Raw genomic sequence first — 20,383 nt, forward strand, 5'->3', positions numbered from 1 at the left:
TTACTTGCCTATGCAGAATTTAGAAAATATAGCTGTTAATACATCTTCCGTGATATCTGTGCCAATAATGCGCCCCAATGAGATGAGTGCGGTGCGCATGTCTATTGCAAGAAATTCCGGCGAAACACCGTTTTGCAAACCTTCTGCCACTGCTAAGCATGCTTCAATCGAAGCATCTAATGCTTCTTTATGGCGGATATTGGTAATTAAGATCTCGTCTTTGTCCGGCGGACCGCGCTCCCATACAGCTTGGTCAATCAGCTTTTTAAGTTCTTCGATCCCTTTACCTGAAACTGCGGATACTTGAATGCTAAGATTGAATGGTAGTGTTTGAATATACTGTGACGAAAGATCTGTTTTATTCCAGACTGCAATTGTATTTTTGCCTTGTGCCAGCTCGATCAGATGTAAATCATCTTGATGGAGTTCTCTGGAGGAGTCCAAAACTAAGAGGGCGACGTCAGCCTTCTCAAGCGCATGTCTGGAACGTCTGATTCCTTCTTGCTCTATCACTTCGGATGTTTCCCTTATGCCGGCAGTATCCACAAGTTTAAAGTTCAAACCGCTGATGCGCATATGGTCTTCCACCAAATCACGGGTCGTTCCAGGGATATCGGAGACTATAGCACGGCTTCTTTCGAGCAGGGCATTCATCAAAGAGGATTTTCCGACATTAGGACAGCCTATAAGGCATAGAGAAAGGCCTTCATGCACTATCCTTCCATCATGGAAGGTATCTAATAGTTTCTGCATGGAAAGGGCTGCATCCTGAAGGCTTTGGATGATCTCATCCATAGTCGCGAATTCGATCCCCTCTTCAGGAAAATCTACCCAAGCTTCCAGAATTGCGGCAATATGGGTCAACGTATGTTGAAATTCTTTTACTTTTGTGGATAGCCGGCCTTCTAAATGTGCTTCTGCAGCATCTAGTGCTCTTTCGTTCTTTGCACAGATGACTTCCTGCACAGCTTCGGCCTGAGCAAGGTCTAATTTACCATTTATAAACGCTCTGAAGGTAAATTCACCTGGAGCCGCAGCGCGTGCTCCGGCTGCAAGGACCGTTTCCAAAACTTTTCTTGTGATGATACTCCCGCCGTGGCAATGGATCTCGACAGTATTTTCTCCGGTATAAGATCTGGGTGCGCGGAAAACAAGGATCAGGACATCATCGACTTTCTCGCCTTTAGCATTGAGGATTTTTCCGTAATGGGCCGTGTGGCTTTTATAACTATGCACAGGTCCGGAAAAAACGTTGGCAGCGACATCCAGCGCATTTGTTCCGGAAATACGGATGATCGCTACTCCCCCTTCACCCAAGGGTGTTGCTATAGCGGCGATGGCCTCGCCTGGATTTTCATGGGTGTGCACAAAGTACACTATACATTCCCTCTTTGAAACTTAAGAGTTTATAATATACACTGTTCCTGCAAAAAAGACTATAGAGAGAAGTATGGATTCTATTGTTGTTAGGGACCGCGTTAGCGGAAAATGCTTTGAAGAGCAAGTGTATGGTGGAAATGCCCTGCGTTTTTTATATGGGCCGGGCTTCATTAGGCAGATCTGCCGCGATGCCGCATGCCGCTTGCCTTGGATCTCCGCCCTAGCAGGATGCTGGTATAAGAGTTTCGCAAGTAGAAAATCCATCCTTCCCTTCATTGAAAGATATGGAATCGATGCTTCAGAATTTGCGGAGCCTGTGAACGCCTACAGTAATTTCAATGACTTTTTTACACGCAAGCTGAAGCTGCAGTCGCGCCCTATTGCCACAGGAGAGAATATTGCTGTCATGCCCGCCGACGCACGTTATCTCTTTTATCCTGAAGTACAAAAATCGGATGGATTCATTGTCAAAGGCAAGAAATTTTCCCTTCCAGAGCTTGTAGGCAAAGAAGATTTAGAAGAGAGTTTTCTAAACGGGTCGATGCTCATTGCCCGCTTATGCCCCTCGGACTATCATCGTTTTCATTTCCCGGTAGATTGTAAAGCAGGAATCCCCAAGCTCATTAATGGGATGCTATATTCTGTCAATCCTTGGGCACTCGCCAAAGATGTCAGTTATCTTACCCAAAACAAGCGCTTTGTCACTGAATTGGACAGTCCGCAATTTGGCAAGGTCCTTTATGTCGAAATTGGAGCGACCAATGTTGGCAGCGTAGTAGAGACATACAATCCTGACAACTTTCAGAAAAAAGGGGATGAAAAAGGATACTTCGAATTTGGCGCCTCCTGTTTGGTCGTCCTTTTTCAAAAGGGATCGATACAATTTGATAAAGACCTGCTGAAAGGCCCCTTACACCAAGAAGTCCGATGTTTAGTTGGACAATCACTAGGATATTTTTAATATAAGGATTATTAATGATGGCACCCCGTACACCACAGAATGTGAAGATTGAGTTTGATAAAGAAGATTATTTTAGCCAAGTGAACTTTTCTTATCCTGCGCAAGGAGAAGATGGTCCAAAAGAACTAACGCTAAATGCAGAGCAACTGCAAGATATTTGGGATCAGCTTTGGGAAGAAGGTAATGAAGAAGTTCCTGAAGATGATATCGTTGCATTCCTAGAATACCTGGGAACTGTTGATTACGAAGACTTGGTAGGATATATCCAGAAATAAGAAGAGAAAAGCAAGCGGACAAATTCTTTTTGTCCGCTGCTCATAATATTATCTATCGCGAAGCTTGGAAAGCAAGCGCAGAATCTCGATATATAGCCAGACTAATGTCACCATCATCGCAAAAGCGCCATACCACTCCATATATTTGGGTGCTCTAGCAGCCGTACCTTGCTCGATAAAATCAAAGTCGATGACTAAGTTCAATGCTGCAATCGCAACGACAAATAAACTAAAGCCAATACCGACCAAACCATTGCCAAAAATACCTGGGATGCTAATGCCAAAGAAACCTAAAGCCATCGAAGCAAGGTATACTATGGCAATGCCACCCGTTGCAGCAAAAACGCCCATCTTAAAGCTTTCGGTAGCGCGCACTATTCCGGCCTGATACAAAGCAAGCATAGCAAAAAGGGTACCAAATGTCAGAGCTGCTGCCTGTAGGGCAATGCCTGGATAGGAAGCGTTAAAAACTGCTGAGATTCCGCCTATAAAAAGCCCTTCTAATAAAGCATATATAGGCGCTGTATATGCAGCCCATTCTTTCTTGAAAACTGTAACGACGGCAACGACTAATCCGCCGATAGCGCCGATCATCATCAAGGATGAAACGGATGAGACGTCGCTCCCCGCATTAACAAAGTGCATCCATGTCCATCCGGCACTGAGCACAACAAGAAGCAGCAATAATGCTGTTTTGTAGACAACGCCTTGGACGGTCATTGCCTCATTTCGGCTATTGATATTCCCGACTGCGCGGAAAGTATCGTCGCCAAGGGCTGGGTTTGCGGAACGCATCATAGCTCCTCCAAATCATATTGAGTTAGACTTATATTATAGCAATTAATTCTTTTTTACCAAATTGCAAAATTGCCATTGTAATTATTAGGTGAAATAGATTATATTTTACTAGTTAATTATAATGAAATTTTTTATGACAAAAGAACGTTTAAGCAAATTTTTAGCCTCTTCCGGAATCGCTTCACGACGCGCCTGCGAAGAACTCATCTTCGACGGCCAAGTGAGTGTCAACGGTGAAGTGTGCCTCGTCCCGCAAACTAAAGTCGATGCAGAAGATAAAATCCTCGTGCGGGGAAAAGACGTCAAATCGAAACCTGAATTCGTCTACTTCCTCCTGAACAAACCGAAAGGTTACGTTTGCAGCCATGCTAAAGCCAGTCATAAACACATTGTCATGGATCTTTTCAAAGACCATTCAGGCAGACTCGTCACAGCCGGCAGATTAGATAAAGACACCGAAGGCCTTCTTATCGTCACTAATGACGGCGAATATGCCAACAAAGTCATCCACCCTTCTTCTAATTTGACTAAAGAATACCTGGTTAAAGTCAGCGAAGAAGTCACTCCCGAACACCTTTACGCCATATCCAGCGGAACCCTCGTCGAAGGGGTTTTTGTTAAACCTAAAAAAGTCTCCAAAGTCCGTCGCGGAACCTTGCGCATCTCTGTCTCCGAAGGGAAGAAACACGAAGTAAGACGCCTCGCCGCTGCCGCAGGACTCAATGTGATCAGCCTGACACGTATTCGCCTAGGCGGCCTACTCTTAGGCAACATTCCTGTCGGATCGTGGAAAGCCCTCGGCGAAAAAGAACGTATGGCGGTGTTTCAATGAAACCGCGCAAACAACCCACCCCCGATCTAGACAATATTATTCCTATCCTCCTCAATCAGTGGCGCCGCAAGCTAGAGATCTATGGACCCCAAGACCGCCTGCAGACACGTGAATTCCGCGGCGTTGTCAATAAAGTCCGTGAAATGCAAAACGGTATTTTCGACGGCGACTCGCTCCTCGGCGAAGACTATTTTTCTGATAAAAGCCTTCTGGCCGCCTATACTCTTTACCATTGGATTATCCATTATCAGCAAGGCTTAAGCCTGATTAATGAAATTCCCGAACCTCCTAAAAGAGTCTTAGACCTCTGTGCAGGTCCTTGCGCCTTCTCGTTTGCGGCTTTGCGCCACGGCGCTGAAGAAGTCATCGCTATCGATAAAAACCTGGAATCCCTCCTTTGGGGCGCTCAAATTTGCGGTCGTTATGGACTGCCAGTCACTGTACGTCAAGGCGACTGCCGCCAGCCATTGAAGAAAATCGAAGGTAAATTCGATCTCATTATCGTAGCCCATGCTCTAAGGGAAATGTTCCCCGATATGGAGAAGAACAATGCCGCTGCTACTTCTTGGCTGCGCAATATCAGTTCTCTATTATCACCGAACGGTCATTTACTCCTTGTAGACAGCCCCCTGCATCTCCCCAACCGTGCCCTTCTCAAAGTTAGAGACTCGCTCGTCGAAAAAGGAATGTCCATCCAGGCACCTTGCCTTTTCAAAGGACCGTGCCCAGCGTTAGAGCGCCAAGATTCGCCCTGTTACGCTCAACGCGAAATGGAAAAACCTTTCCTCGTCAGCGAAATCCAGCGTGCCGCCTCCATCAATCTAAGCTCCCTAAAAATGAGCTATGTCCTCTTCAAAGCACCAGACGCTGCATGGCCGGAAGCCCAACCTAACTTCTACCGCGTCATCTCTCCTCCTTTCGAAAGCCACCAAGGGACTGCCTACTATCTTTGCGGCCCGGATGGCAAAAAAAGAATCAATGGGGATAAAATAAACAATCTTCCTCAGCACCAACGTGCTTTTGCCCATCTTAAGCGTGGCGACCTCATTAGCATCCTGAACTCTAGTGAACGCGGCAACACCTATGAGCTGCAGCCCGACACCGAGATTAAAATTATAGCGGCCCCCGGGAAAGCGTTCCTGGGAGTTCAACCCCCTGAAACCTTGCCGGAAGCCTAGCACATGAACTCTTGGAGGTAGCTCCTAGAGTTCAACCAAAGCAAGTTATAACAAAGCCAGCCGCATATTTTTACTCGCTTCTATCTCGTATCTTCTAAAACGTATGCGAGAAAGTGTTAGATAAATTAAGCCAAACACTATCTAAAAAATGATTTCCCTATTCTACAGGTATTTATTTCAATGCCTTTGTGGGAAATTAACAATTGGAAATGATAATGTCAGTTTTATTAAGCTTAGTTTTATTTTATGGGTATTATGAGTGAGAAGCTTCAAGAGGTAATTCAAAATTTAGAGAGCTTGACTAAGAAGATCTTAGAGAAAAGTTCTCCCGTTTCCCTTGTAAAAAGAATTTTTGAGTATGCCCGCGGCTGTTTTTTCGAAGAAAAACCCTCCAGGGACTTATTACAGCGTTCTATACACCAAGTATTAGACTCCGTTTCTACAATATTGCCCTTGATAAAGGATTTCCAGGGAGGAGATGCAGATCAACGAAAATTGGCTGCACGAATTATTGAGGGCATTAAGGAGTATAATAAACTTGTTGATTTGCTGAGTGTGCCCCAGCACATCAATGATGCTTCACTTATGTTAAATCGTAAGATCGAGTTACCCCGTTCCCCCTTAACGAGTTCCACGAACTTCAGCCCAGATCAACGTAAAATGAATGGGGCTGTCCAATCAATTTTCGTTGAGAACTTAGAGCTCCATAAGTTTAGCGTACACGAAGAAGACTTATTCCGTATGAAAGCTATTTCCTTACTTAAGGAAAGCATAGGACTGAAACCTGCCATTTCAGCAGTGAGAAATGCACCTATTCAGAAATTATGGGATGATGTGCAAGTTTCTCAGGATTTTGTCCATGCACGTCAGACTGTTTGCACATTTCCGGGAGAGGTTAGAGTCTTGACAGGGGTATTTCAGTGCAAAAATGGGGGTGCCTTTGGAAAACTTATCGACGTGAAATGTACACTTTCAGTCTATCAGACGGGATTTCCCGCGCCATCGCAATATACAGGCGGTATTACGTTATCGAAAGCTTTTGTAAATCAAGAAGAATTGAAAGTTAAGCAACAGATTTTAGCTGCGGCCCTATTGCCTGAAGGAAAATATTATCAAAAAGCTAAAGAGTGGATTCAAAAGCGAAAAGAAGCTTTCAATCTAAACAAAGATAAGCTGATCCTGACCTTAAAAGAACATTCTAGTGCTATTGTAGAAGCGGGAAACAATAGAAGTCTTAATGAGGAAGAGAAAGCTGTTATTGATAATTTCTTCAATACTTACACTGACTACGATTCTATTTCCGAAGTTCATTACTGGATCTCGCAAAGGCTGATGGAAGTGGACGACCGATACCGAGAAAAATTACATCTATTTAATGCATTCACAGCAAATTATTTAAGTCTGATCTATCCTCTACTTAGCGGCAGCTTGGAGAGAATTCTTAAAGAAAAATCCCCTACCGGATTTGATCAAGCGTTGATAGCCATGGCTATTTTCCAGCAAGACAGTTTTTTTGCAGATTTTGAAAATGAGATCGCAATAGATGTAGTAAAGGTTGCTGCAAGCATGCATGCAAACTTAAACTACGAAATATCCCTATTCGGTTCCAATATACATTTATAGGTATGTCCTTCACCCGCTGTTTGGATTGGTATATCTAATGCGCATTGAGGTTGGGCATAAGGACAACGCGTTCTAAACGGGCAGCCTGAAGGCGGGTTCAGTGCAGAAGGCACTTCTCCCTTGAGTTTGATCCTTTTCCTCTTCTCCTGAGGGTGATCAGGGGGCACAGCCGACAATAAGGCTTGGGTATAAGGATGCTGTGGACGGTTGAATAAAGCATCTGCAGATCCTTCCTCCATCACTTGTCCCAAATATAGCACAATCACTTTATCACAAAAATGGCGCACTGTCGCCAGGTCATGGGCTATAAATAGATAGCTTAATCCCATTTCTTCTTTAAGTTTTGAGAGCAAATTCAATATTTGAGCCTGCACCGAGACATCCAGAGAGGAAACAGCTTCGTCACAAACCACTAAAGATGGATTCAGTGCAATTGCCCTTCCAATGCAAATACGCTGCTGCTGCCCTCCGGAAAAGGCATGAGGATAGCGGTTAAGTGCTGCGGAGGTAAGGCCTACTTTTTCCAATACATTGACAACATAATCATTACGCTCTTGGCGGCTTGCAACTAAATTATGGTACTCCAACCCCTCACCTATGCTTTCAGCAATTGTCTTACGTGGATTGAGAGAAGAGAAAGGGTTTTGAAAAACCATCTGAACAGAACGCCGCCAATTTTTCAGCTCTTTGCTATTAAACTCCATGACATTACGCCCATCAAAATGTATTTCGCCTGAAGTAGGCTCGATAAGGCGGATGGAAGAGCGCGCAGCTGTGCTTTTACCGCAACCAGACTCACCTACCATTCCGACGATCTCTCCCTTCTGGATAGTGATGTCGATACCATCCACAGCTTTAATCAAGCCCACTTGCTTACGCAATAATCCGGCAGTGACAGGAAAATATTTCCTTAGTTTTTTTACTGAAAATAAAGGGTGATTCATAAAGGGGTATCCTTTCTTAACAGCCAACAATTTGCTGTATGCTCTTCTGTGCCTTCTGCTTTAAAGAAAGGTACCTCGCCTTTTTTGCACATCGGCATAGCATAGGGACAGCGTGGATGAAAATGGCATCCTCCAGGATAATTTCCTAACGGAGGCACTGTCCCTGGTATAGCAACCAGGCTTTCTTTTGCATGGGATAGTACAGGCCTTGCACGAAATAAGGCTTGTGTATAGGGGTGGGATGCGTGGTCGAAGATATCCAACACTGTCCCCCTTTCAATCCCTTTGCCTGCATACATCACTATGACATCGTCAGCTACTTCGGCTATTACACCCATGTCATGTGTAATCATCAGAACAGCCATGCCATTTTTCTGCTGGAGCTGCTTGATTAACTCCAATACCTGTGCTTGGATCGTTACATCTAAAGCTGTTGTAGGCTCATCCGCAATAAGAATATCCGGCTCGCAGATCAAAGCCATAGCGATCATAACGCGCTGCTGCATTCCTCCCGAAAGCTGATGTGGAAAATCGTTTAAACGTCTTTCGGGCGAGGGTATGCCTACTTCTAGAAGGGCTTTTAAGGCTTTCTCATATGCTTCATCTTGTGAAACATCCAAATGGTATAACGCTACTTCCATAAGCTGCTCGCCTATGGTGTAAACAGGATTGAGTGCTGTGGTGGGATCTTGGAATATCATGGCCATTTTGGCTCCACGGATCCTGCGCAGCTCATCTTCGGAAATTGTCAGCAGGTTTTTTCCGCGGTACATCACTTCGCCCCGCGAAGGAAGGGCAGGTGGATCGGGAAGTAAACGCATGAGTGAAAGGGCTGCCATAGATTTTCCGCAGCCCGATTCGCCTACAAGCCCGAGAGTTTTCCCTTTATAAAGGTTAAACGTCAGCTCATCGACAACTTTTTGGGGCGTATCGTTTATGTAGAGTTCGGTCGTTAATGACTTGACCTCAAGCAGGAGTTCTTTCATGTATTTGTGTTGTCTTTTCGGGGATAGAAAACACCCTAATTGTCCATAAAAGATTATAAAAGTCCATCTTTGTTCATGATGTTGTGGATAGATAGTGTGTGTAGAATTTTTTTTAGCTAAAAGACGCAAAGATCGCAGAGAAGCTCCGCCCCACATTAGGCTATCACTGACATGGTTGTTTTCATACCGATCTCACATCGCCGCGGCCCCCCGCGGGACCGCGGCGCCGACGTTGACATGCTCGCTTACGCGATCACGTCAAACATTTACACTACACAGAATTTATTCAGGATTTTTGCAGGATAAACCTAATTGGAAACAACTCGTTCCGGTTATGCTATTATCCATTAAGTTAACAAACCTGTTTCTGCTGTGAAAACCACGATTTTGTTTTTTCTATGGAGTGTCTTGTTATCCTTGACGTGATCGCGTAAGCGAGCATGTCAACGTCGGCGACGCGGGCCCGCGGGGGACCGCGGCGATGTGAGATCGGAATGAAAACAACCATGTCACTGATAGCCTAATGCGGGGCGAAGCTTCTCTGCGATCTTTGCGTCTCTGCGTTCAAAAAATACTTCACAAACAATACTATAGACAGCTTCTTGCTGGGCGGAGCTTCTCTGCGTTCTTTGGGCTTACTAAAATTAAAATTGTAATTTAAAATTAACTATCTCTAAAACTAATCTTAATTAACTATTAAAGTTTAAATATTAAAATATAATTTAACCAAGGAATTTTATATGGGTTATGGTACTTCGTTAGATTATCTTAATTTCTTTATCGATCGACATCTACCCGATAAAGTAAGAGAAAAACTAAACGTCTATAAGGACGGTTTACTAGACAAAATAAAAATAGCAATCTGCAAGCTTATCAGTTTAAAAAATAAAGATTATTCCATCATTCCGGTATTAAAATTTAAAGGTGCAAAATCGGAAGACCTGCCTAAAGTTCAATATGCTACGAAAGAACGTATTATTAATTATACGTTAAATATTATTCATAAAGAATTGGATGATCTAGGATTCAAAGCGCCTGCGCATCTTGAGTTTGATCTATTAAGGCAAATATCCTTAAAAGAGGGATTTCACTTACAAGGCTTTATCAACCGCTATTTAGATACCGCTCATCTCCTAAAAAGGGAAGTACTAGTTAAACGCTATACTCAGTTTTGTGAAATAACAAAGATGCAAGAAGATTGGGCTATGTTTAATGAAATAGTCCGCCACGCGGATAGTAAGTCGGGCATTGAGTTAATTTGGGAATCCATTACTACCCGTGCCTATAATTCCATTCCCACAGTAGAGGAATATCTTGAGAAAGCCGATATCTATACGGATTACATTTTCCAGTTATCAGAATTTGAAGGTCACACTCTGGTAAATACTGAAAAACCTACTTTTGATCCGGATACGAAATCTATTATTTAAGAAGGGTCTCTCTTTTCTTCGAAATAATTTTTATGTATACTCCGTGCTTCCATCCTCCGGAGCACCCATATGCGTTCTATAGCCAATCTTTTCGCTAGATCACCTTTCACTCCTTTGCGTAAGCATATGGAAGAAGTCGCCCATTGCGTACATAAGCTTGCAACTCTGTTTGAAGCTGTATACAATCAAGACCTTCCGCAAGTGCGCGCCGTCTGCCAAGAAATCCAGTCCTATGAACATGAAGCGGATAGGACAAAAAATGACATCCGCAACCACCTTCCTAAAAGCTTATTTATGCCGATCAACAGAGGACAATTGCTTGAAATCCTCTCAATGCAGGATACTCTTGCTGACAACGCGGAAGATATCTCCGTACTTTGCTCGCTGAAAGAGCTGACTTTTTTTCCTGGTTGGAAAGAGGTATTCGATGCTTTTCTTAAGAAAAACCTTGAGTGCTTTGATGAAGCATTAAACATTATCAAGGAACTGCACGACTTATTAGAATCCTCTTTTGGGGGTGTAGAGGCAGAAAAAGTTATAACGATGGTCGAAAGGGTAGCCTTTACGGAACATGAGGCTGATATGATTCAAAGGAAACTGCTTAGCTTACTTTTCAACTCAGAAAATGAGCTCTCTGTGAGCACGTTTTTCCTCTGGCAAAACATTTTTGAGAAGGTCGGAGAAATTGCCAACATCTCAGAAGCTCTAGCCAATCGGGTCAGGATGACCTTAGAGCTTAAATAATACGAGATTTCAAAAGGAATTGCATGTCTGTTGATTTGATATTACTTATTTTGCTCCTCACTTCAGGTTTTTATATGGCTTGGAGCATAGGAGCAAACGATGTTGCCAACGCTATGGGTACTTCTGTGGGTTCAGGAGCCCTTACTTTGCGCAAAGCAGTGTTGATTGCAGCTGTATTGGAATTTTCCGGCGCCTACTTCTTCGGTTCCAATGTCAGTGCGACTATGCAGTCCGGAATTGTCAATGTCTCTATTTTTCAGGACAATTACCATTTAGTTGTTTATGGTATGCTGGCCGCACTGCTCGCTTCTGGCGCTTGGCTGCAGCTAGCCTCTTATTTTGGCTGGCCTGTCTCCACCACGCACTCTATAGTAGGTGCAATGGTGGGATTCGGTATTGTTGCCGGCGGCATAGACGCTATTTATTGGGATAACTTGGGCTACATCGTCACCAGCTGGATTATCTCTCCCCTCATCGGCGGCTTCTTCAGCTATATCATCTTCAATTTCCTGCGCCGCAGGATATTCTTCAGCCGTAACCCCTTGGAAGCGGCCAAAAAGATCACCCCTTTCCTTGTTTTTGTCGTTGTAGGTGTATTGTGTTCGATACTTCTTTTCAAAGGCATTAATACGTCACTCTCTCTGGGCCTTTCGGGTGCCATCACCCTAGCGATCTCCTTAGCTTCCTCTATCTTTGCATGGCTATTTGTACGGAATATCAGCGTCCCTTCCACGATTCCGACGGCTAGTTCACCCTACGCGCCGGAGATTGTCACCGAATTGGAAAAAGCACGCAAACATTTGGATAGGCTAAGGGAAACGACAGACCAGCAGGTCAACTACCGTACCGCCCTGCTTCTAGAGGAGATCGACCACCTTTCGTCATCCTTAAAAATGACCGCCACTCCTGACTGCTCGCAGTTTAAGGCAGTGGAAAAAGTTTTCGGCTATTTGCAGACACTGAGCGCCTGCTTGATGGCTTTTGCCCATGGCGCCAATGATGTATCGAATGCAATCGGCCCTTTAGCTGCCGGTATTGGAGCCATCAATGCACATGCCGTCATCGGAAATGCCCCTATCCCCGGCTGGCTGCTAGCTTTGGGCGGTTTAGGCATTGTTATCGGCTTAGCGACCTGGGGCTGGCGCGTGATTGAAACTATCGGTAAAAAAATTACGGAGTTAACCCCTTCCAGAGGTTTCTCAGCAGAATTCGGCGCCGCCGTCACTATCCTTATCGCCTCCCGCCTTGGCCTTCCCGTCTCTACCACACATACGTTAGTAGGAGCTGTTTTAGGTGTAGGCCTAGCCCGCGGACTTGAAGCGCTAGATTTGAGCACCACACGCGATATTATTATTTCCTGGATCGTGACAGTCCCTGCCGGTGCGCTGGCTTCTATGCTGTTTTTTTCAATATTTAAAGCCATATTTGGTGGATAAATTTGAAATATAAGGATTTCTCCACTAAACTATCTACAATACCTCTAAGTTAATCAAAGTGAAACCATGTTTGATTTTTTAAAATGGATTTTTGGCAGTGCTCAAGACAGAGCAGTGCGTAGCTACCGTAAGCTGGTAGAGCAAATCAACGCGGAAGACGAAAAGCTAAAGCAGCTAAGCGACGAACAGGTAATAGCCAAAACGGAAGAGTTTAAAGTCCGTCTGAAGAAAGGCGAGACATTAGACCAAATACTCCCTGAAGCTTTTGCTGTCGTTAAGAATGCTTGCCGCCGTTTATGCGGGACTGAAGTACACGTCTCCGGGTATAACCAGAAATGGGACATGGTTCCTTTTGACGTGCAGCTGATCGGCGCAATCGCCTTACATAAAGGTTCTGTCGCAGAAATGCAGACAGGCGAAGGTAAGACCCTGACCGCCTTGATGCCTTTGTACCTGAACGCTCTGACAGGCAGGCCTGTGCACCTTGTTACCGTGAACGATTATCTAGCCAAACGCGACTGCGAATGGGTAGGTTTTGTTTTACGATGGCTAGGGCTCACGACAGGCGCTCTGACTAATGACGTGCAGCTCGACCAAAAGCACGCTTTATACGCATGTGACGTGCTCTATGGAACGGCCGCTGAATTCGGTTTTGATTACTTACGCGACAACTCGATGGCAATGCGCAAGGAAGACCAGGTCCAGCGCGGCTTTTTCTTTGCCATCATCGACGAAGCTGACTCTATCCTTATCGACGAAGCCAGAACTCCCCTGATTATTTCCGGACCTGTCCCCGAAAGCCGTCAGATGTACGATCAATTGAAAGACCGTGTGGCTGAATTGGTTAAAATGCAGCGCGACCTATGCAACCGTTGGGGTAATGACGCTCGTAAAGTCCTGGAAAAAGGCAAGCTCCTTGGCGATGAAACGAGGGAAACTCAAGGGATTTCTAAGGAACAGCTAGCCGAAGAAGATGAAGCTCTGCGTAAGCTATGGCTTGTCGGCAAAGGCAATCCTCGCAATAAAATCGTTAAAAAAGCGAAAGAGAACCCTGACCTCCGCGCCGCCATTGATAACTGGGATCTCTATTATTATTCCGACACGAATAAACAAGAGAAAGCCCAAACTTTAGCTGAGCTGTATTTAACAGTAGATGAGAAGACAAGCGACTTCGAACTCACTGATAAAGGATCACAGGCTTGGCAGGATATTTCCGGCGAAGATTATGCTAATGACTTCGTTATGATGGATATCAGCGAAGAATATCATAAAATCGACGAAGACACCTCTTTGGATCCTGAAGCGAAAGTCCAACGCAAACTGGCCGTCCAAGCAGACGACGCTTTGCGTAAAGAGCGCTCTCATAATTTGCGCCAACTTCTGCGCGCCCACATCCTGATGGAAAAAGACGTCGATTATATTGTCATGGAAGGTAAAATTATCATCATCGACGAGAACACCGGCCGTCCTCAACCCGGCAGACGTTTTTCCGATGGCCTTCACCAAGCGATCGAAGCTAAAGAAGGTGTGGAGATCCAGGAAGAGACACAGACCTACGCTACTATCACCTTGCAAAACTTCTTCCGTATGTACGAGAAGCTTGCAGGTATGACCGGAACAGCAGGTACGGAAGCCGGCGAATTGAAGTCTATTTACAAACTGGACGTCCTTGTCATCCCAACTCATAAGACTTGCATCCGCAATGATGCTAACGATGAGATCTATATGACCGAAAGGGAAAAGTATAACGCTATCCTTAAGGAAATACGCGATGTCCATACTCAAGGCCGCCCAATCCTTATCGGTACCGAGTCGGTTGAAGTCTCTGAAAAACTTTCAAGGATCTTCAAGCAAAACAATCTACCGCACACGATCCTAAACGCTAAATATCATGAAAAAGAAGCGGAAATCATTGCTAACGCTGGTCAACAAGGCGCTATCACAATCAGCACCAATATGGCGGGCCGCGGAACGGACATCAAGCTAGGCGATGGAATCAACACCTTAGGCGGACTACATGTCGTCGGTACAACCCGGCACCAGTCACGACGTATCGACAGGCAGCTTAGAGGCCGTTCTGCACGTCAAGGCGACCCAGGCTCATCCAAGTTCTTCATTTCTTTTGAAGACCAGCTACTGCGCCTTTTCGCTTCGCCGCGCATCACCTCTATCCTGCAAAGATTCCGCCCGCCCGAAGGCGAGCCTATTTCAGCTTCGATTTTAAATAAATCCATAGAGACAGCTCAAAAAAGAGTCGAACAGCGCAACTTCACTGTCCGCAAACATACAATCGACTATGACGATGTTATGAACAAACAACGTCAAGAGATCTATGCTTTCCGTAATGATATCCTTCATACAAACGATATTATTAGCTTAGCTGAAGAAGTCATTCAGACTGCTTGCAATCACGCAGCCATGAATCATTTCCGTAGCCGTGCCGAAGAAGGCGGTTGGGATCCTGAAGGTTTCAGACTTTTCCTGATGCAGCACTTCCCTATTACTTTTGAGGAAAACTATTTTGATATCGACCGTGCAGATGCTGAAGAATTGGAAGGAATGGCTGCTGAAGTCATTATCAAAGCTTTCCATGAAAAAATTCAGAGGGAAAACGGCAAAGTACCCACGCACCTTCTCGCACCGGGCGCGCCTCCACCGGCTGAAGCAGCTATCCGTAACTTGATGATCCGTAAAAATGATGAACTATGGCAAGAGCACCTTCTCGCTATGGACCATCTCCGCGCGGAAGTTAACTTACGCTCTTTAGGTAATAGGGATCCTCTGCTTGAATTCAAACATGAAGCTTTTAGAATGTTTGAGGAATACAGCAAGAATCTCTACGCAGATATCGCTAACGGCTTCTTCCGTTTCCAAATCGTATTACAGGAAGCCCCTCCTATCGATATGCTGCTCCGCAGACTTCAGTTGGAAACCCAGCGTTCTCTTGCAGACGAGATGGATGCACAGCCCTCGGAACAGCAGGTTTCCGAGTCCGCGCAATCCTCAACTGAGCAGCCTGTTGTCGCCGGCCCAAAAACTGGACGCAATGACCTTTGTCCTTGCGGCAGCGGCAAAAAGTACAAAAAGTGCTGCGGCCAAGACGAGGCTGAATAATTCTTCGGATACAATGGCATTCGCCGGCAATAATGGATTATTGCCGCGGATGCCATTGACATCCGTGAACTTCCTTATTCTTTACGACTAAATAAATTGATCTGATCCAAACGGGGATCTACCCAGAAGATTATGGGTCTAAATCGGCGTGATTCAAGGCTCTCCACCCTGCCCACAAAAGTGGTACAGAAATAACGAGATATAGATACCACACGTCAGCATTCCACTGCAGTGTCAGCACGCCATTTGAACTGAAAAGATATAGCATCAAAGCAAAGATGGATAACGTAGATCCTAACAAAAGCAATAACAAAGGTTTGAGATAGTCGATAATTCCAGGTTGAATTGCTTCTACATTAGCATTGTCACCGCTTTCATTTTCCTGTATGTTAGGCAATCTGTAAGGAGGTGTAAACGTATGTTCTTCGGAAGCAGCTGCAAAATTGCTCTCGACATTAAGGTAAACGCCACAATACGGGCAATGATCTTGTGTAAAATCAATGTTGCCCTCGCACTGCCAACACAGTTTATGTTTCGGTACTGGACTCATGGCGGCCTTATCATATGAAACCTAACTTTGCCAGAAAATTAATTTTATTGACAATATTTCGACACAAAATTTGTCTCTTTTTTTTAGTTTTATGTTCTTCTTGCTGTACAGCTTCCCGAAATTGCCAAAATCCTAGCCCTCTTTATCAGATTATTCCGCGTCATAAATGCTGTATTAGAAACGGAGATATCGATGGTTGGATCTTATGGGCTCTATTTGGAAACGATGATGACGGCATTTATGGCGAAGGCCCGCATGCTCATTTTCGGGTCTGTGAACCCAACACAACCCAAAAATTCATAGCTTGGTGGCTGCGCAACCCGCTGCATAACTTCACTTTTTATGTGATTGGCAGTGCCGACAAACATAATCCGGCCTTCACTTTATTCAAATGCAGCGACCGCGGACTAACTCTGTGCTCAAAAGAAAACAAGAAAGCGACGGAATACCCTTTTGATTATGGCGGGATCTATCTTGCTCTTCATGGAGGCAAACCTTTTATCTCTTTACGTGCACCTTGGTCCCCCACCCGGGGCATTGCTTTCTACTGCGGATGGAGGTGCCGTGGAAATTTTGGAATTGCATTCAACCCCGCTAAACAAATTCGTTTTGCCGACAATTAAGCAACGTTTATCATAGCGTTAAAAGATGAGGATTTCATGGATAAAAAACTTAAATTTGATATCGTTGTGTTAGGCAGCGGCACCGGTGGATACCCTGCAGCTATTCGTGCAGCCCAAGCCGGCAAATCTGTAGCGTTAATAGAACCGAATGAACTCGGCGGCACTTGCCTCAATCGTGGGTGCATTCCTTCCAAAGCCCTTATTGCTACGGCTGAACTTCTGCACCGCATCGAACAAGCGGAAGACTTTGGTATCAAAGTGGGCCCTGTCACCTACGATTATTCCAAAATGATAGACCGTAAAGACAAGGTCGTAGGGAATGTCCGCAAAGGTCTGGAAGGTTTGATCAAATCGAATAATATTACTTTGTTCCGTGGTTACGGCAAGCTTTCAAGCAAACATGAGATTCGTGTCAATGGAAAGGACAATGCTGTGATCGAAGCGGAGAAGATCATTGTTGCGACAGGTTCAGAACCTAAGAACATTCCTGCGTTTCCTTGCGATAATAAGAAAATCCTCGATTCCACTGCACTATTGGAACTTAGAAAACTTCCAAAAAAAATTGTCATCATCGGCGGCGGGGTTATTGGTTGCGAATTTGCCTCCCTCTTCAATGCTTTCAATGTAGAAGTTGTGATTGTCGAAATGCTTTCTTCGATCCTGCCTATGGAAGGAGCTGCTGTGTCCGCCACCTTGACTAAAGCCTATGAACGTAAAGGGATAAAAATCCATACCGGCGCAAAGGTATTAGGTATAGATGATATAGCCGAGGGCGTTAGCGTCCGCATTCAAGATAAGGAGCCTATCGCAGCCGATATAGCATTGGTTGCCGTGGGACGCTCTTTGAATGTGCGCAATATCGGTCTGGAAAATGTGGGTGTTCTAATCAAAGACAACGGCATAGTAGAGGTCAATGAACACATGCAGACATCTGTGGAGAACATCTACGCCGTTGGCGATATTTCTTCAACCCTATGGCTTGCCCACGTAGCCTCGCACCAAGGTATTGTAGCAGCACGCCACGCTACAGGCGACGCTGAAGCAGTGATGCATTACAACGCGGTACCATCCGTAATTTTCACCACACCCGAGATAGGCACTGTGGGTCTCTCCTTAGAAAAAGCGCTTGAACAAGGATATCAAGCAGCCCTCGGCTCTTTCCCTTTCACTGCTTTAGGAAAGTCGCAAGCGACAATCCAAACAGAAGGCTTTGCTCAAGTCGTTTTTGATAAAAAGACCCACCAAATCCTTGGCGCACAGGTGGTAGGGCATGAAGCCTCTGCCCTGATTGCAGAAATGGCTGTCGCCGTAGCGAACGAACTCACTTTGGAAAGCATTACTGAAACTATCCATGCCCATCCTACCATTGCAGAAGCATGGCTGGAAGCTGCCCTCATCGCAAACAATACGCCCCTTCACCTACCTCCTAAAAAGAAGTAAATGTATGTCTGGTACAGAGTCTTGTGACGTCAGTCCTGTGGTAAGAAAAAGCCGGCTAAATGTCCTGCCCTCCCATCCTTATGCAGAAAATCCTGATGGGGCTGTCAATCCGGGCCGCTTCCCCCCCTGGCTGCACCGCAAGCTCCCCAGCAGTACCGATTTGGCAAAAACCGATGGGGTCATCAACAAACATCGGCTGCATACAGTCTGCGAAGAGGCCAAATGCCCTAACCGTTGGGAATGTTGGTCGCACAATACCGCAACTTTTTTGGTAATGGGACGCGAATGCACTCGTGCGTGCGGCTTTTGTGATATCGCCACCTCAAAAACACCGCCGCCATTAGACCCTGAGGAACCGCAACGTGTAGCCGATTCTGTCCGGGAATTAGGCCTCAAACATGCTGTCATAACAATGGTAGCACGCGACGACCTGCCCGATGGCGGAGCGCAGCACTTAGTAGATATTGTTGCTCAAGTGCGGGCTTACTGCCCCCAGTCGACAGTCGAGCTTTTAGTCTCCGATTTGGGCGGTTCAGAAGAGGCGTGGCTTACCGTTCTTAATTCAAAGCCTGAAGTCTTTAACCACAATATTGAAACAGTCCGCTCACTCACTCCACGCGTAAGGCATAGGGCGACTTACGACCGGACTTTGCAGCTTCTAGCATTTGCCGGCAGCCACAGAATCCTCCCCAAAATGCTTGTCAAATCAGGCATTATGGTAGGGTTGGGCGAAACTGAAGAAGAAGTCTTTGATACAATCAGAGACTTGAAAGAAGCTGGCTGCAATACAATCACCATCGGACAATATTTGCAGCCGAATAGACGCAAACTTTTAGTGAAAGCGTTTGTCACGCCTGAACAATTTGAGCGCTATGCATCCTTTGGCAAATCGATCGGAGTCCAAAACATGTATTGCGGTCCCTTTGTGCGCTCTAGCTATAACGCAGGGCTATTCCTTTAATATATTAATAATAAACAACTTAGAAAAATATGACCCAAGAATTTTACTCTGAAGAAGAGCCCGGGAATTTTCCATTAAATTATGAAATAGATGCCGCCATTGTCATGCATCGCGATAGCCATTTTGCTGGTCAATTTTCAACCATGATTGAATATTATCGCAATAATGGCGTGGGCGTAATGGAGGAATTTGATCTTGAACGCATTGAAGAGCTAGCGGCACAAGAAGCAAAAACGCTACAAAACCTAGCCATCAGCCTACTCACCGGTCCTGATGCAGAACGCGTTGCGGCAGCACGAGAAGCCTATAAGAATCTGAAGGAAGTATACGAAATTAAATCTCCAAAGAATAAGTACCCACAACTTATCGCAGATCTTATCCTAGCTGAAGATCCCCATGCAAAAGTAGAAGTAGAGGCTATTGTTGCTGAAAAACATGCTATCGTTCCTTCTTTAATTGAGTTGATCAATAGCGAAGATTTTTATGACCCTCTATTCCCCGGCTACGGACTAGCGCCCGAGCATGCCTTGGCCTGTCTCCAGAAGATCGGCGACAAAAGGGCCATCATTGCCCTCTTCGAATCTATTGGCAAACATGATTTCTTTAATGAAGACGTAGCCATCAGTGCACTATGGCACATAGGCGAACCTGCTAAAGATTTCTTACTTAGAGTACTGCGCAGCAAACCCTACAATGAAGATAACGAAAGAGCCGCGATCGCTCTTGTAGCTTTTGAGGAAGATGAAGAAGTTGCACAGGCATGCTGGGAGATTTTACGTGGACTCGATCTTCGCCAGTACCTGTTATTCGCCGAATACTTAATTCTCTGCTGCGAGGGGCTGCGCTCTCCCGCTGAGAGAGAGGCCTTCATCTCTTTTGGAAATTCTGAAAATATTCCGAAAGAACTTAGAGGTGATATTAAATCCATTATAAATTGCTGGAAGTAATTATTAGACTTCTTCCGAAACTCGCTTTGGTTGAGAAAACAATGCAAAAATTCCCACGGATTATGCTGGCTGGGAATTTTTGCAAAAAAGACTAAGTAATACTGTGGTTATTGTAAATAATTAAAACTAAAACACAATAATTAATGCTAATTATATATAGT

18 protein-coding genes are annotated in these 20,383 nt (G+C 45.0%); 13 read left to right on the forward strand and 5 right to left on the reverse strand.

All coding sequences use genetic code 11. The annotated features are described in order from the left end of the window. On the reverse strand, positions 1–1,377 hold the full coding sequence (mnmE, locus tag WC222_08505) for a tRNA uridine-5-carboxymethylaminomethyl(34) synthesis GTPase MnmE (protein ID MFA6916424.1): 1,377 nt from the start codon (positions 1,375–1,377) through the stop codon (positions 1–3). A gap of 73 nt (positions 1,378–1,450) precedes the next feature. On the opposite strand from mnmE, the gene asd reads away from it, so the two are divergent. Beyond that, positions 1,451–2,341, forward strand: a complete 891-nt coding sequence (asd, locus tag WC222_08510) for an archaetidylserine decarboxylase (GenBank protein ID MFA6916425.1) — start codon at positions 1,451–1,453, stop codon at positions 2,339–2,341. Between the two features lie 14 nt (positions 2,342–2,355). Then, the gene (locus WC222_08515) at positions 2,356–2,616 is read left to right on the forward strand and encodes a hypothetical protein (protein ID MFA6916426.1); all 261 of its coding nucleotides are present in this window, start codon (positions 2,356–2,358) and stop codon (positions 2,614–2,616) included. A gap of 48 nt (positions 2,617–2,664) precedes the next feature. On the opposite strand, the gene WC222_08520 is transcribed toward WC222_08515, so the two are convergent. Then, the gene (locus WC222_08520; GenBank protein ID MFA6916427.1) at positions 2,665–3,414 is read right to left on the reverse strand and encodes a Bax inhibitor-1/YccA family protein; all 750 of its coding nucleotides are present in this window, start codon (positions 3,412–3,414) and stop codon (positions 2,665–2,667) included. Between the two features lie 133 nt (positions 3,415–3,547). On the opposite strand from WC222_08520, the gene WC222_08525 reads away from it, so the two are divergent. The 3 genes from WC222_08525 (at position 3,548) to WC222_08535 (ending at position 7,047) form a co-directional block, all read left to right on the forward strand. Beyond that, a complete protein-coding gene (locus tag WC222_08525) occupies positions 3,548–4,246 on the forward strand; it encodes a pseudouridine synthase (GenBank protein ID MFA6916428.1) in 699 nt (232 codons plus the stop codon). Next, a complete protein-coding gene (locus WC222_08530) occupies positions 4,243–5,424 on the forward strand; it encodes a class I SAM-dependent methyltransferase (GenBank protein MFA6916429.1) in 1,182 nt (393 codons plus the stop codon). The genes WC222_08525 and WC222_08530 overlap by 4 nt, the downstream gene beginning before the upstream one ends. 255 nt (positions 5,425–5,679) lie before the next feature. Next, positions 5,680–7,047, forward strand: a complete 1,368-nt coding sequence (locus WC222_08535) for a hypothetical protein (protein ID MFA6916430.1) — start codon at positions 5,680–5,682, stop codon at positions 7,045–7,047. Here WC222_08535 and WC222_08540 read toward each other — a convergent pair. Both WC222_08540 and WC222_08545 read right to left on the reverse strand, forming a co-directional pair. Further along, the gene (locus WC222_08540) at positions 7,008–7,991 is read right to left on the reverse strand and encodes an oligopeptide/dipeptide ABC transporter ATP-binding protein (GenBank protein ID MFA6916431.1); all 984 of its coding nucleotides are present in this window, start codon (positions 7,989–7,991) and stop codon (positions 7,008–7,010) included. The two genes, WC222_08535 and WC222_08540, sit on opposite strands and share 40 nt — an antisense overlap. Beyond that, positions 7,988–8,977 carry an ABC transporter ATP-binding protein gene (locus WC222_08545; protein ID MFA6916432.1) on the reverse strand — a complete coding sequence of 330 codons (990 nt, stop codon included), beginning with the start codon at positions 8,975–8,977 and terminating at the stop codon, positions 7,988–7,990. The genes WC222_08540 and WC222_08545 overlap by 4 nt, the downstream gene beginning before the upstream one ends. A gap of 740 nt (positions 8,978–9,717) precedes the next feature. On the opposite strand from WC222_08545, the gene WC222_08550 reads away from it, so the two are divergent. From WC222_08550 to secA, 4 genes are all read left to right on the forward strand, one after another. Next, a complete protein-coding gene (locus WC222_08550) occupies positions 9,718–10,407 on the forward strand; it encodes a hypothetical protein (GenBank protein ID MFA6916433.1) in 690 nt (229 codons plus the stop codon). Between the two features lie 69 nt (positions 10,408–10,476). Beyond that, positions 10,477–11,151 carry a TIGR00153 family protein gene (locus WC222_08555; GenBank protein MFA6916434.1) on the forward strand — a complete coding sequence of 225 codons (675 nt, stop codon included), beginning with the start codon at positions 10,477–10,479 and terminating at the stop codon, positions 11,149–11,151. A 23-nt stretch (positions 11,152–11,174) separates the two neighbouring features. Beyond that, on the forward strand, positions 11,175–12,587 hold the full coding sequence (locus WC222_08560) for an inorganic phosphate transporter (protein ID MFA6916435.1): 1,413 nt from the start codon (positions 11,175–11,177) through the stop codon (positions 12,585–12,587). A gap of 66 nt (positions 12,588–12,653) precedes the next feature. Continuing rightward, complete coding sequence (gene secA / locus WC222_08565) at positions 12,654–15,701, forward strand: preprotein translocase subunit SecA (GenBank protein ID MFA6916436.1); 3,048 nt, start codon at positions 12,654–12,656, stop codon at positions 15,699–15,701. Positions 15,702–15,831: 130 nt separating this feature from the next. On the opposite strand, the gene WC222_08570 is transcribed toward secA, so the two are convergent. Beyond that, positions 15,832–16,251 carry a hypothetical protein gene (locus tag WC222_08570; protein MFA6916437.1) on the reverse strand — a complete coding sequence of 140 codons (420 nt, stop codon included), beginning with the start codon at positions 16,249–16,251 and terminating at the stop codon, positions 15,832–15,834. A 14-nt stretch (positions 16,252–16,265) separates the two neighbouring features. On the opposite strand from WC222_08570, the gene WC222_08575 reads away from it, so the two are divergent. Genes WC222_08575 through WC222_08590 form a run of 4 tightly spaced genes read left to right on the forward strand, consistent with a single transcriptional unit; the run spans position 16,266 to position 20,222 of the window. Then, positions 16,266–16,874: a hypothetical protein gene (locus WC222_08575; GenBank protein ID MFA6916438.1), complete on the forward strand. Its 609-nt coding sequence runs from the start codon at positions 16,266–16,268 to the stop codon at positions 16,872–16,874. A 36-nt stretch (positions 16,875–16,910) separates the two neighbouring features. Then, entirely contained in the window at positions 16,911–18,314 is a 1,404-nt protein-coding gene (lpdA, locus tag WC222_08580; GenBank protein ID MFA6916439.1) for a dihydrolipoyl dehydrogenase, read from the forward strand. Between the two features lie 4 nt (positions 18,315–18,318). Continuing rightward, positions 18,319–19,275: a lipoyl synthase gene (lipA, locus tag WC222_08585; protein ID MFA6916440.1), complete on the forward strand. Its 957-nt coding sequence runs from the start codon at positions 18,319–18,321 to the stop codon at positions 19,273–19,275. A gap of 29 nt (positions 19,276–19,304) precedes the next feature. Beyond that, a complete protein-coding gene (locus tag WC222_08590; protein MFA6916441.1) occupies positions 19,305–20,222 on the forward strand; it encodes a hypothetical protein in 918 nt (305 codons plus the stop codon). Positions 20,223–20,383 lie beyond the last annotated feature (161 nt).

It is taken from the genome of Parachlamydiales bacterium (assembly GCA_041671045.1).
Classification (GTDB): Bacteria; Chlamydiota; Chlamydiia; order Chlamydiales; family JABDDJ01; genus JABDDJ01.

Excerpts from the sequence above, each read along its gene's own strand:
- asd (MFA6916425.1), top strand. The coding sequence starts at position 1,451 with ATGGATTCTATTGTTGTTAGGGACCGCGTTAGCGGAAAATGCTTTGAA.
- WC222_08515 (MFA6916426.1), top strand. The coding sequence starts at position 2,356 with ATGATGGCACCCCGTACACCACAGAATGTGAAGATTGAGTTTGATAAA.
- WC222_08520 (MFA6916427.1), bottom strand. The coding sequence starts at position 3,414 with ATGATGCGTTCCGCAAACCCAGCCCTTGGCGACGATACTTTCCGCGCA.
- WC222_08525 (MFA6916428.1), top strand. The coding sequence starts at position 3,548 with ATGACAAAAGAACGTTTAAGCAAATTTTTAGCCTCTTCCGGAATCGCT.
- WC222_08530 (MFA6916429.1), top strand. The coding sequence starts at position 4,243 with ATGAAACCGCGCAAACAACCCACCCCCGATCTAGACAATATTATTCCT.
- WC222_08535 (MFA6916430.1), top strand. The coding sequence starts at position 5,680 with ATGAGTGAGAAGCTTCAAGAGGTAATTCAAAATTTAGAGAGCTTGACT.
- WC222_08540 (MFA6916431.1), bottom strand. The coding sequence starts at position 7,991 with ATGAATCACCCTTTATTTTCAGTAAAAAAACTAAGGAAATATTTTCCT.
- WC222_08545 (MFA6916432.1), bottom strand. The coding sequence starts at position 8,977 with ATGAAAGAACTCCTGCTTGAGGTCAAGTCATTAACGACCGAACTCTAC.
- WC222_08550 (MFA6916433.1), top strand. The coding sequence starts at position 9,718 with ATGGGTTATGGTACTTCGTTAGATTATCTTAATTTCTTTATCGATCGA.
- WC222_08555 (MFA6916434.1), top strand. The coding sequence starts at position 10,477 with ATGCGTTCTATAGCCAATCTTTTCGCTAGATCACCTTTCACTCCTTTG.
- WC222_08560 (MFA6916435.1), top strand. The coding sequence starts at position 11,175 with ATGTCTGTTGATTTGATATTACTTATTTTGCTCCTCACTTCAGGTTTT.
- secA (MFA6916436.1), top strand. The coding sequence starts at position 12,654 with ATGTTTGATTTTTTAAAATGGATTTTTGGCAGTGCTCAAGACAGAGCA.
- WC222_08570 (MFA6916437.1), bottom strand. The coding sequence starts at position 16,251 with ATGAGTCCAGTACCGAAACATAAACTGTGTTGGCAGTGCGAGGGCAAC.
- WC222_08575 (MFA6916438.1), top strand. The coding sequence starts at position 16,266 with ATGAAACCTAACTTTGCCAGAAAATTAATTTTATTGACAATATTTCGA.
- lpdA (MFA6916439.1), top strand. The coding sequence starts at position 16,911 with ATGGATAAAAAACTTAAATTTGATATCGTTGTGTTAGGCAGCGGCACC.
- lipA (MFA6916440.1), top strand. The coding sequence starts at position 18,319 with ATGTCTGGTACAGAGTCTTGTGACGTCAGTCCTGTGGTAAGAAAAAGC.
- WC222_08590 (MFA6916441.1), top strand. The coding sequence starts at position 19,305 with ATGACCCAAGAATTTTACTCTGAAGAAGAGCCCGGGAATTTTCCATTA.